Genomic DNA, 11,888 nt, shown 5'->3' with positions numbered 1-11,888 from the left:
CCGCCGTTCCCTGGACCTCGACGAAGCCACCGTCGCCGGTGCAGACCACGTTCATGTCGGTGTCAGCGCCGGCATCCTCATCGTAGGCGAGGTCCAGCATCGGCTCACCGGCCACCACGCCGACGCTCACCGCCGCCACGCTGCGGATCATCGCATCCGGACGGCCCAACCATGCGCACGCGTCCGACAAAGCCAGGTAGGCGCCGGTGATGGACGCGGTGCGGGTGCCGCCGTCGGCCACCAGAACGTCGCAGTCGATCGCGATCGTGTTCTCTCCGAGCAGCTTGAGGTCGATGCTGACGCGCAGGCTGCGGCCGATCAGTCGAGAGATCTCATGGGTGCGGCCACCGATGCGACCCCGCACCGCTTCGCGATCATTGCGGGTATTCGTCGCCCGCGGCAACATCGCGTATTCCGCGGTCACCCAGCCCAGGCCGCTGCCCTTGCGCCAACGCGGTACGCCCTCGGTGACCGAGGCGGCGCACAACACCCGCGTCCGCCCGAACTCGATCAATGCGGAGCCCTCTGGATGGTCCTGCCAACCACGAGTGATCACTACTGGCCGAAGTTCGTCGAATGTCCTGCCGTCGGAACGCTTCACGACGATCGACCCTACCGGCAGGCGGCAAGGGGACCGCACGGCCGTCGCGCGCAGGCATCCTTGCGCTGGCTGACCCGGGCTGTGACCGCCGAGCGGCCACAACCCGCCACCAGCACCCGAAGACTCACGCATCGACCAATATCCACCGGACGGGACCTAGAGCTCGTAGACCGCTCCGGTCTCGGCGAGAGCCAGCGAGCCGTCGAAGGCGCCGGCCGCTTCCTCGTGACTGCGCTGCGTGTCGCCCCACGGCACGAGGTGGGTGAGCACGAGACGTCCGACATCTGCCTTGGCGGCGTGCTCACCGGCCTCACGCCCCGACAGGTGAATGCCCGGCGGGTTGTCCGGGACATCCATGTAGGCCGCTTCGCACAGGAACAGATCAGCTTCCCGGGCCAGCTGTAGCAGCTGGTCACAGGCGCTGGTATCACCCGAGTAGGTCAGCGACCGCCCGTCGGCGGTCAACCGCATGCCGAACGCCTCGACCGGATGCGCCACCCTTTCCAGATCGATCCGGAAGGGACCCACGTTCAGGCGTCCAGGACTGATCGTCTGAAAGTCGTAGATGTCAGCCAGGGAATCATCGGGCCAACGCTCAAACGCCGCGCAGAGACGTTCCTGAGTGTTGATCGGCCCGTAGACCGGAAGCTTCGGGGGCATCCCCTCGGGATGGTACCGCCGGGCGTAGGCACTCACCACAAGATCGAGACAGTGGTCGCCGTGCAGATGCGACAGGAGTACCGCATCAACGTCCCGCAGGTCGCAGTGCCGCTGTAGTTCGCCCATCGACCCATTCCCGGCGTCCACCACCAGGCGAAAGCCGTCGGACTCGATCAGATAGGAGGAACACGCCGACCGGGGTCCCGGATAGGTACCCGAACAACCCAGCACGGTGAGCTTCATCGGGCCACCCCCGCTCCCGCCGGCACGAATCCCGCCACAACGGTCCGTGGCCGTGCACCTATACGGAGCCGGGCCGACTCCGGGTAGTCATCCTGCGCGATCTCTTTCCTGCTGCTCGTCAATGTGACGCCCTCTCCCATAAAAAAGCCGATGACGCCGGTCAACAAAGGATAACGGGTGCGACCTGGGATTATTGTGTCCACATCGACTTCCTGAAATGGCGCCAGATAAGAGCGCCCGGCAATAGGGGCGTGGATCAAGGAGCGGGGCCGGGGTGCGTGCATCGCGAGGTGGTGGATGGAGCCACCCTGGTGGTGGATGGAGCCACCCTGGTGGTGGGTGGCGACCGACGACAACACAGCGAGGTGCGTGCCCCGGCCCCGCAACGCCGCATCCCTATTGCCGGTCGCTCTACGTCCTGGTCGGTACCGGCGGCTGTCGGCTGTTCGTCTCACCACGCTTTGTCTCACCACGCTTTGTCTCACCACGCTCTGTCTCACCACGCTCTGCCTGGTCCATGAAGGCACGGCGGGTCACGGCCACGCGCCGGGCAGCTGCCCGGGTCGAAGAGGCGTGCGCACGAGCGCCGCCGGTGGCCGCCACAGCCGCGAGAAAGACCGCCTCGGTCGGCCGGATGTCGCACGGTTCCGCACCGGCGTACCGCCTGGTTTCGACCACGGAGCCACCGGCCGACCACTGCGGCCCGGCCAGCGGTCGCGGTCGGCCGGGACCACGCCTCGTGGCACCGACGGGACGACCGGTGGAGTCGGATAGGAGCTGATCGAGGATCGCCTGCATGACGGTGTGGCCGTCGCCTGCGCTGTCGAATACCCCGATGGGCGCGCCGCTCATGAGCGATCAGACTAAGCCCGAAATCGGGTTCTCACCCTGTGGCAGTGGTCACGATACCCGTGTCGAATTTTGGACACCCCGGCCCACGTAGGCATCCCAACCACTTCCCAGGCACGGGACAGGAAATCGTGACCATTACCACACCGGGTCGATGGCCAGGCAGACCCCCACGGCTTCCGATCAGGCCCAGAGCTGACCCTCCAACGCCGCCTCAGCTTCCTCCAGCGTGCCCGCGTAGGCACCGGTGGACAGGTACTTCCAGCCGCCGTCACAGACGATGAGGGCAATGTCGGCACGCTGACCGGCCCGCACGCACTTCTCGGCCTCGATCAATGCCGCATGCAGGATGCATCCGGTCGAGATCCCGGCGAAGATCCCTTCTGTCTCAACCAGCTCCCGCGTCCGACGCAGTGACTCCTTCGGACCCACGGAGATACGGGTGGTGAGTACACTCCCGTCGTAAAGCTCGGGAATGAATCCTTCGTCAATATTGCGAAGCCCGTAGACGATCTCCCCATATCTGGGCTCCGCGGCGATGACTCGAATATCCGGTACCCGTTCGCGGAGGAAGCGTCCGGTGCCCATCAGCGTCCCGGTGGTGCCGAGGCCCGCGACAAAGTGGGTGATGGAAGGGAGATCCTCGAGGAGTTCCGGCCCGGTCGTCTCATAATGCGCCTGCGCGTTTGCCGGGTTACCGTACTGGTAGAGCATCACCCAGTCAGGATGTTCGGCGGCCATCCGCTTGGCTACGGCCACCGCCTCATTCGAGCCGCCGGCCGCAGGCGAGTAGACGATCTCGGCACCCCACATGCCGAGCAGCTGACGCCGCTCGACCGAGGTGTTCTCGGGCATCACACAGATCAGCCGATAGCCACGCTGGCGGCAGACCATGGCCAGCGAGATACCTGTGTTACCTGAGGTCGGTTCAAGGACGGTCGCGCCGGCGGTGAGAATGCCGCGCTTCTCGCCATCAGCGATCATCCACAAGGCCGCGCGATCCTTGATGGAACCGGTCGGGTTGTCCTGTTCCAGCTTGGCCCACAGCCGGACATCCGGTGACGGTGAGAGCCTCGGCAGGCCCACCAGGGGGGTGTGGCCTACCGAGTCCACCAGAGAGTCGAAACGCATCAGCTCTTCTGACCTACCTGCCTGCTAGTGCTCGGGGGACTGCGGCCGCCGGTATCGTGGCGGAGCCACCGGCGACGGCGGGCAATATGGTGATCCCGCCCAAAGTCGCCGGTATCGTGGCGGAGCCACCGGCGACGGCGGGCAATATGGTTATATTGTCACCATCAGCGATCTTTGCATCAAGACCACCGAGGAAGCGGACGTCCTCATCGTTGACATAGATGTTCACGAAGCGATGGAGCTCACCGCCGCCGTCCCCGGAGATGAGCCGGCCCCGCAGACCCGGAAAACGGCTGTCGATGTCGATGAACAGCGCGTCGAGGGTGTCACCGACGCCCTCGACGACCTTGGACCCACCCGTGTAGCTGCGCAGGATCGTCGGAACGCGGACCTGGACTGCCATGGTGCTCCTCTCGGTGTTGCACGGTGTTGCACGGTGTTGCACTGTCTCGCTCGTCACCGCCGGACGCGACCAAACGCCTTATCATCACCTCTGCCGGGACGACGTGTCCCATCCCACTGCGACCGCTGACCATGCCGGTTCGGCGGTCGCCCGGAGAATCGACGCGGGGGGGGACACAGTCAGCCACCCAGCACAACGTCGTGAACGCCTCAGAGGATTTCCACGGGCTCCTCGGTGACGACTTCGTCGACGATGCGAAACGACCGGAACTCGGTCCGCTCGGAGTCGCGGGTGGACGCGAGGACGTAATGGGCACCCGGTTGCGAAGCCAGCGAGATATCCGTCCGGGAGGGGTACGCCTCGGTGGCGGTATGTGAGTGATAGATCACTACCGGCTCCTCGTCCCGGTCGTCCATCTCACGCCAGACCGTGAGCTGCTCCGCGGAGTCGAACCGGTAGAACGTGGGTGACCGCTCCGCATTCTCCATGGCCACGAAGCGCTCCGGACGGTCCGAGCCGGCTGGTCCCGCGACGATCCCGCAGGCCTCGTCGGGATGGTCTCGTCGGGCATGGGCCACGATGGCCTCATAGACCGCTCGTTCGATACGCAGCACGGACCCACCGTATGACGAGTGGCATCGGCGACGGGATGCCATCAGGCTGACATGATGCGCAAGACCCGCCGGCGTCACAGCAATACGTGCACGAGCTGGTCCTGCATGTCACCGAGGAAGAGGTACAACTCGACCACAGGTCTGCGAGGATCGTCACCCTCGATCGCGTAGAGAGCCTCGGCGGAGGCATCGTCGGACAGGTTGAGCCGGGTACCGAACACCAGTCGCAGATCATTGAGGGTGACCAGCCAGTCCTGGACCTGGTCGTCATCGAGCACGGTCTGCCCGCCGGTCGCGGGAACGGTGGCCAGCACCCTGCGCGCGGCCGCGCGCTTGCCCGCGCGCAGGTCGTCCGACGTTCGCCTACGGTAGTCGGCGCCGGCATCGGGATCGTCGGGATAGGCGTCCGGCAGGAGCCGCGCCACGGCCGGGTCATCCGGCGGCGGCGGCGCCACGGCACGCAGCCCGACGATCGCCTCCAGTGGGTCGTCCACCGGTGGCGGCTCCAGCAGCGCGTCGATCTGGCCGATCAGCTCGATCAGGAGCGTCGCCTCAAGTGGACCGAGGGCTACCTGGATCCCGTCTCTGGTACGACTGAAGCCGTTGGACACGCTCTCCCGCCCAAGATCACAATTGATCGATCGAAACCCGCTGCCGGCGCAGAATAGTCCTTCTAGTCCTGCGCGATCGTGGCCCACAGGCCGTATGCGTGCAGACGGGTGGCGTCGCGCTCCATCTCCTCCCGGGTGCCGGCGGACACGGTGGCCCGACCCTTGTGGTGCACGTCGAGCATGAGGGCCTTGGCCTTGTCCCGACTGAAACCGAACAGCTTCTGAAAGACATATGTCACATACGACATCAGGTTCACCGGATCGTTCCAGACGATCGTGACCCAGGGTCGGTCGTCCTCGGTGGTCTCGTCAACCTCCGAGATGTCTTCGGGCACGACAGTGGCAAGTGGCACGACCTCTATTGTGACGCGTCGACGATCCGCCTTCCCCCCGACCGCCGCACACCGGGCCGCCCACCGCCCGACGTCAGAGATCCAGATTTGTACCGGTTCGACCTGGAATGCGAACACCGATCGGCCAAGGTCCGTAAGAGCGCCCGGCAATGGGGGCGCTCTACCCTGGTCGGGATGACCACGCCTACATCGCCGTCCATGCGCTCTTCCGCGCTGGCATCGACGGCCCTGCTGACCGATCACTACGAGCTGACGATGCTGCAGGCCGCGTTATGGTCCGGAGCGGCATCGCGCCGGGTGGTCTTCGAGGTGTTCACCCGAGCCCTACCGCCCGGCCGCCGGTTCGGTGTGGTCGCCGGTACCGGACGCCTGCTGGCGGCGCTTGAGTCGTTCCGCTTCGGACCCGAGGAACTCACCTTCCTGCGCGACGGTGGGATCGTGGACGATTCCACCGCGGACTACCTGGCCGGGTACCGCTTCGGCGGGGATATCCAGGGCCTCGCCGAAGGCGAGCCGTTCATGCCGAACACCCCGGTGTTGGTCGTGGAAGGCAGCTTCGCCGAGTGCGTCCTGCTGGAGACCCTGGTGCTGTCCGTGCTCAACCACGACAGTGCGATCGCCGGCGCGGGTGCGCGGATGGTCGCCGCGGCGGCAGGCCGGCCATGCGTCGACATGGGCTCACGCCGTGCCCACGAGCAGGCTGCCGTCGCCGCCGCCCGAGCCGCCTACCTGGTCGGGTTCACCTCCACATCCAACCTGGAAGCGGGCCGGCGGTGGGACATCCCGACCACGGGAACGGCGGCGCACGCGTTCACCCTCGTCCATCCGTCCGAACGCCTGGCGTTCGCAGCCCAGGTCGCCGCACTCGGCGTCGACACGACGCTGCTCGTGGACACCTATGACGTTCCCGCAGCGATCGCGACCGCGCTCGAGGTGGCCGGCCCGGGGCTCGGCGCGATCCGTCTCGACAGCGGTGACCTCGGCCTCACGGCCCGGGCCGCCCGGGCGCAGTTGGACTCGTTCGGCGCGCAGAGTACCCGTATCATCGCGACCGGCGATCTGGACGAGCATGTCATCGCCCGGCTCGCGCACGCTCCGGTCGACGGCTACGGCATCGGCACGAAGCTCGTCACCGGTTCGGGGGCACCCACCGCCGGGTTCGTCTACAAACTCGTCGAGGTGGACGGGACGGGCGTTGCCAAGATGTCAGTGGGCAAGAGCACCAAAGGATGGCGCAAGCGGGTGAGCCGCCGCCACGACCGCAACGGGGTTGCGGTCGCGGACGTGATCACGATCGACGCTGCCGGCTCCCCCACGCCAACCGGTGACCAACCGACCGGTGACCAACCGACCGATCCCGGCGCGCACGGGACCGGCCTGCGCGAAACCAGCCTGGACCGCCGCCTCCTGGTCCCGCTGGTGCGCGGCGGAGTGATCCTGGACGCAGGGCGGACCAACGCGCACGGGCTGCTCGCGGCTCGCGCACACCATGAGGCAACGCTGGCGAGCCTGCCGGTGGACGCCCGGTCAATCGCCTTCGGCGGACCGTGTCTGCCGGTCATCGCCGTCGGGGCACCCACCGGGCAACATTGAGGCCGTGACGGCAGGCATGACCGGACCGCAGACACCGCCGCACGACGCGGCGGAGATGTTCCCCGGGCTGGCGATCGCGGTGAGTGTGGACGTCGTCCTGCTGACATTGCGGGCCGGCCAGCTCTGCGTACTGGTCACGCAGCGCGGCTCCCCACCGTTCCAGGACGACTGGGCGTTGCCCGGTGGCCTCGTCCGGGTGGACGAGGACCTTGACGCCTCGGCCCGTCGCCAGCTCACCGAAGAAACCGGAGTCGCCGCTTCGGGTCATCTTGAACAGCTGCGGACCTATGGGTGCCCGGACCGCGATCCGCGGGCCAGGGTCGTCAGCGTGGCCTACCTCGCACTGCTGCCGAACCTGCCGCCCCCGCCGGGAACTGATCGCGACGGCCCGAGAGTCCGGTGGTGGCCGGTGGAGGATCTCGGGTCGGCGGACGGCCCGACGCTCGCCTTCGACCATCCGGCGATCGTCGCCGACGGCATGGAGCGGGCACGCAGCAAGCTGGAGTACACCCCGCTCGCCGCGGCCTTCTGCGAAGAACCGTTCACCTTGGCGGAGCTGCGTCGCGTCTACGAGGCCGCCTGGGGAGCTCCGCTGGACCCTCCCAACTTCCGCCGCAAGGTGCTGTCGACAACGGGGTTCGTGGTGCCGGTGGGTGCCCGGGCTGCGCCGCGTGGTGGGGGACGGCCTGCCGAGCTGTACCGGCGGGGCTCGGCGACCGCGCTGCATCCCCCGTTGTTGCGCCGGACGGTGTGACCCCGACACCGACCAGGCCTCACCACCGACCAGGCCTCACCACCGACCAGCCCTCACCACCAACCGGTGCCGGCGGCGGCCCGCATGAGATCGTTGTCCGCGTGGATCCCAGTAATGCCGGAATATTTATCGTAGTGGTAGGTGGAGCGCTGTGCGCGCTCCTGCTGCTGGCCGGTCGCGCCGGACGAAGCCTCGCCAAAGATCTCTGGAGCCGGATGGGTCTCCTGCGCTGGATCGTCCTGCTGATCGTCGTTGTCGTTCTTCTCGATCTCGCTGACGGTGCCGTGAACCGTTAAGAGCGCCCGGTAATAAGAGTGCCCGGCGACAGGGGCGCCCGCACAAGGATGCGCCTCGCACCCTCATGAACAGAACGCGTTAGTAGCTTTACACACAGCAGCGGCGCTCTTTAACTAGAAGCAACCATTTTGTTGCCATGGGCTAGGAGATGTCTAACTAGTTATACTGAACTTCCAGCAACCCCAAAGTAGGACGAAAGGACTGCGGGTGACTGGTCAACCATGGCTGTGGACGCCTCCACACCAGACATCGCGTCCCGCCGGCGTGGGCCCGCTGCTCCGCTCCTACCGGCAGACCTACGGACTCACCCAGCAGCAACTCGCCGAACGGCTCGGCTTCGACCAGTCCTATGTCTCAAAGGTCGAAAGCGGTCGCCGCGCGATCCACGACATCTCCACGCTTCGCCACATCGCCCGCAGGCTCTCGCTGTCACCCGAGGACGTAGGCTTGGCCGCGGGCTCCCTTTCCGAGGGCCGCCGGGACGTCGCGGCCGCCAACCCCCTGGCGGACCGGGTTGCGGCGAGCCAGCGCGCGTGGCGACTGACACGCGACCACCTCAACCATCACCGGATCAGCCTGGCCCGCGCCGCCGCCCAGCTCTATCCCGAGACCTACCGCCTCGGTAACGGCCTGCTGACCCGGCCGGGCTGGATGTGGGACGCGCCGGTCGACATCGCCGACATCGAACTGGAATGGTCGGATACGGCGAGTCCGCCGACCGTGTCGGGCGCCGGTACCGACACCGAACACGTACGCCCGCTCACCGCCGACGGGTCTACGTTCGGCACCTACACGCGGGCCATGCGCGACCTCGACCGGCCCACCCTCTTCGAGAACCGCCTGAGCTTCCGGCTGCTGGACGCCGTCCGCCCCGAGGGTGGCGGGTGTCCACAGATGTCCTTCGGACACACCACCTACTTCGACGCCCTCGACGTCTGCGAGTCGGTCGCGCACGAGACGGCCGCCGCCATGCTCGGTGGCGGGCTGTCCTGGCCGGCGCTGCCCTTCCGGCGCGGCATCGGAGACCCGTTCGACCTGGGACGGCGGGTCGCGCTGCCCTCGATCAACACACTGACCATCCGTCATGACACCACCCGAGCCAGCTTCGTCCTGCACCGACGCAGTGCCGGCTCGGTCGCCACCGCCGGTGGTGTTTACCATGTCCTACCAGCCGGGGTGTTCCAGCCGTCAGGGATCTCCGCCTCCCACCATCGGACGGACTTCAATCTGTGGCGCAACATCATGCGTGAGCTCAGCGAGGAGCTTCTCGGCAATGCCGAACACGATGGCAGCAGCTCCACACTGATCGACTACGACAACAGTGAACCCTTCCGTTCACTGGAGCGGGCCCGACGCTCCGGCGGTGTCCGGGTGTGGTGTTTCGGCGTAGGCCTTGATGCGCTGACGCTCTTCGGTGAGATCCTGACTGTCGTGATCGTGGACGCTGACGTGTTCGACACGCTGTTCAGCGGGATGGTGCCGATCAACGCCGAGGGATCCGTCGTCACCACGGGCCCTGGTCGGCGCGCCTGCGACGGCATCCCGTTCACGCCGGCGGCTGTCCGCCGGCTGATCGAGCAGGAGCCGCTCGCTCCCTCAGCGGCGGCCTGTCTGGAACTTGCGTGGCGCCATCGCGGAACGCTGCTTCCGGGGTTGCACATGCGGGCCACGTCCTGAACGCGCCGGGGCCATGCGTGTTCTCGTAACCGGCGCGGCCGGTTTTGTGGGCGGGGTTGTCGCCGACACCCTCGCTGCGGCTGGCCATCAGGTCACCGCCCTCATCCACAACGAGCTGCCGCCTCCCCGACTGGCGCCGGGCACTGAGATCATCAGCGCCGACCTGTTGGAGATCGACGAACTCGCGGCGGCAGGCATCGACCGTGGGTTCGACGCGGTCTGCCACCTCGCCGCGCTGACCCGGGTGCGGGAGTCCCTGCGTGACCCACTGCGGTACTTCGCGGTCAACGTGACCGGCACCGTGAACCTGCTGGGTCTCCTCGAACGCGGCACCGAGGTCAGCGGGATCGCGCCGATCGTCGTCCTGGGTTCGAGCTGCGCGGTCTACGGCGCACCGGAGACCCAGCCCATCCCGGAGACCCAACCGCCGGCACCGACGAACGCCTACGGTGCCTCCAAGCTTGCCGCCGAGCAGGTCCTCACCCACCAGGCGGCGACCGGTCGCATCGGCGCGGTCGTGCTCCGATCCTTCAACATCGCGGGCGCCGCGGGCGTGCACGCGGACAGGGACGGGACCCGCATCATTCCGGCGGCACTGGCAGTGGCATCGGGTGCGTCCGAGGTCTTCGGCGTCAACGGGGACGGCGCGGTGATCCGCGAGTACGTGCACGTCGCCGACATGGCCGATGCCTACCTCGCGGCGTTGGACGCCGTGGCGCCCGGCCAGAGCGAGATCTTCAACGTCGGCACGGGCGTCGGCGTCAGCGTCGCGGACGTTCTCGCGGCGGTCGAACGCGTCACCGGCCGCACCGTCCGGCGGGTGCGCCGGCCACCGGCGGTCGAGCCGCCGATGCTGGTCGCCGACAGCCGCCGGATCCGGGCGGAGCTGACCTGGCGCCCCACCCGCTCGACCATCGACCGGATCGTCGCCGACGCATGGGACCACGCGGCCCCGCGGGCGTCCGTCCAGATGATCGGTCAGGGCGGCTGAGTCGGCGGGCAGCTATGATGTAGGCGACATCGGCGATATGGACGGATGTGTCATGGGTGCTGCTGCGATACTCGCTCCCGCCTGACCGCGTCAGGTAGGAGCGCATCGATCAGAGAAAGCCCTCGGCGAAGTCAACGCAGCACGCGTCCATGTCGGGCACTAATCTGACCTACGCTGATCGGGGCCGGTCAGCCGCGCCGGGCCAACGCGTGTCGGACCACCGGCTGGTTGCCAGCACCGCAGCGCATTCTGGGGGAGAGACACAGGGTGGATAAACAGCCTGCGGGTGGACAACGCCCTCGGCCGACGTCTCGAGTAGTCGTCGACGTGGTACGCACGGTGCGCGGCTGGGTTGTGGCGATCGCGGGTGGAGTGCTGCTGTTCGGCTGCTACCTGGGTGTCTCCGCAGAGACCGATCCCGGACGTCAGCTACCCTACTTCGCCTCCGGCGGGCTCGGCGGGCTCGCCCTCGTCCTGCTCGGTTGCGCGCTGCTGGTCGCCGACCAGATCGACGCCACCTCGAAGGGCGACCGCCGGAGCGACCATCAGGTCGACGACCTGCACAGACTTATCGTCGCCGCAGCCGGCGCGGGACAAGCCCCGTCCGCCGGTGCCGTCAGGGGCACGGCCCCTGCTGGCGCGGCCCCCGCCGGAACGGGCGCGGACAGCTACGACGACGGGGGGCTGTTCGCGGTACCCGCAGGACGAACCTACCATCGTCGCACCTGCGACATGATTGTCGGGAAACCGGCGCAGCCCGTGGACCCGGAGCAGATCGCGACACGTGGCCTGACGGCGTGCACCATCTGCGAACCAAAGATCGCCGCGTGAGGCCAGCGGGCCAGCCCCCGCGGCCGCGGCGGGAGGACCGGCGGTGACAAGCATCGACCTGGCATTCGCCGGAGTCTCCATCGGCGCGATCGCCGCACTTTCCGGCATCGGCCTGCTCATCACCTACCGGACGAACGGTGTCCTCAACATCGCTCAAGGTGGCATCGCGGCACTGGTCGCCTACATCTTCCGCGAGATGGTCGTTGACTGGGATCTGTCGATCTGGGTGTCGGCGCTGCTCTGCCTCGCGGTGATCTCACCGGTGATCGGTCTGTTGCTC

General features: G+C 67.4%; 13 protein-coding genes and 3 pseudogenes. 7 read left to right on the top strand and 9 right to left on the bottom strand.

Annotated elements, in window-relative coordinates; translation table 11 throughout:
- The 9 genes and pseudogenes from rph to clpS form a co-directional block, all read right to left on the bottom strand.
- The coding region (gene rph / locus U9977_RS20695; RefSeq protein WP_322750944.1) for a ribonuclease PH at nt 1-601 on the bottom strand (601 nt) is incomplete at its 3' end.
- Between the two features lie 156 nt (nt 602-757).
- Entirely contained in the window at nt 758-1,504 is a 747-nt protein-coding gene (locus U9977_RS20690; protein ID WP_322750943.1) for an MBL fold metallo-hydrolase, read from the bottom strand.
- A 68-nt stretch (nt 1,505-1,572) separates the two neighbouring features.
- Nucleotides 1,573-1,737: pseudogene (locus tag U9977_RS20685) on the bottom strand (glutamate racemase); the annotation flags it as partial.
- Between the two features lie 421 nt (nt 1,738-2,158).
- Nucleotides 2,159-2,356: pseudogene (locus U9977_RS27155) on the bottom strand (hypothetical protein); the annotation flags it as partial.
- A 180-nt stretch (nt 2,357-2,536) separates the two neighbouring features.
- Nucleotides 2,537-3,484: a PLP-dependent cysteine synthase family protein gene (locus U9977_RS20675; RefSeq protein ID WP_322750942.1), complete on the bottom strand. Its 948-nt coding sequence runs from the start codon at nt 3,482-3,484 to the stop codon at nt 2,537-2,539.
- 13 nt (nt 3,485-3,497) lie between these two features.
- Nucleotides 3,498-3,887, bottom strand: coding sequence for a MoaD/ThiS family protein (locus U9977_RS20670; RefSeq protein WP_322750941.1), 390 nt, complete (start codon nt 3,885-3,887; stop codon nt 3,498-3,500).
- A 209-nt stretch (nt 3,888-4,096) separates the two neighbouring features.
- Nucleotides 4,097-4,501 (bottom strand): M67 family metallopeptidase, encoded by a 405-nt coding sequence (locus U9977_RS20665; RefSeq protein ID WP_322750940.1) that lies wholly within the window; start codon nt 4,499-4,501, stop codon nt 4,097-4,099.
- Nucleotides 4,502-4,575: 74 nt separating this feature from the next.
- Nucleotides 4,576-5,112, bottom strand: coding sequence for a DUF2017 domain-containing protein (locus U9977_RS20660; protein WP_322750939.1), 537 nt, complete (start codon nt 5,110-5,112; stop codon nt 4,576-4,578).
- Nucleotides 5,113-5,174: 62 nt separating this feature from the next.
- Nucleotides 5,175-5,465, bottom strand: coding sequence for an ATP-dependent Clp protease adapter ClpS (gene clpS / locus U9977_RS20655; protein ID WP_322750938.1), 291 nt, complete (start codon nt 5,463-5,465; stop codon nt 5,175-5,177).
- A gap of 174 nt (nt 5,466-5,639) precedes the next feature.
- On the opposite strand from clpS, the gene U9977_RS20650 reads away from it, so the two are divergent.
- The 7 genes and pseudogenes from U9977_RS20650 to U9977_RS20620 all read left to right on the top strand — a co-directional run.
- Entirely contained in the window at nt 5,640-7,058 is a 1,419-nt protein-coding gene (locus U9977_RS20650; protein WP_322750937.1) for a nicotinate phosphoribosyltransferase, read from the top strand.
- A 16-nt stretch (nt 7,059-7,074) separates the two neighbouring features.
- Nucleotides 7,075-7,812 (top strand): NUDIX hydrolase, encoded by a 738-nt coding sequence (locus tag U9977_RS20645; RefSeq protein ID WP_322778764.1) that lies wholly within the window; start codon nt 7,075-7,077, stop codon nt 7,810-7,812.
- A 101-nt stretch (nt 7,813-7,913) separates the two neighbouring features.
- Nucleotides 7,914-8,108, top strand: a complete 195-nt coding sequence (locus U9977_RS20640; protein WP_322750936.1) for a hypothetical protein — start codon at nt 7,914-7,916, stop codon at nt 8,106-8,108.
- A gap of 208 nt (nt 8,109-8,316) precedes the next feature.
- On the top strand, nt 8,317-9,786 hold the full coding sequence (locus U9977_RS20635; protein WP_322750935.1) for a helix-turn-helix transcriptional regulator: 1,470 nt from the start codon (nt 8,317-8,319) through the stop codon (nt 9,784-9,786).
- Nucleotides 9,787-9,799: 13 nt separating this feature from the next.
- A complete protein-coding gene (locus U9977_RS20630; protein ID WP_322750934.1) occupies nt 9,800-10,777 on the top strand; it encodes an NAD-dependent epimerase/dehydratase family protein in 978 nt (325 codons plus the stop codon).
- Nucleotides 10,778-11,044: 267 nt separating this feature from the next.
- The gene (locus tag U9977_RS20625; protein ID WP_322750933.1) at nt 11,045-11,608 is read left to right on the top strand and encodes a hypothetical protein; all 564 of its coding nucleotides are present in this window, start codon (nt 11,045-11,047) and stop codon (nt 11,606-11,608) included.
- 43 nt (nt 11,609-11,651) lie between these two features.
- Nucleotides 11,652-11,888 (top strand): annotated as a pseudogene (locus U9977_RS20620) (ABC transporter permease); the annotation flags it as partial.

The organism is Protofrankia sp. Cas8, from assembly GCF_963555845.1.
GTDB lineage: Bacteria > Actinomycetota > Actinomycetes > Frankiales > Frankiaceae > Protofrankia.
This window is presented reverse-complemented; position numbering and strand designations above follow the sequence as displayed.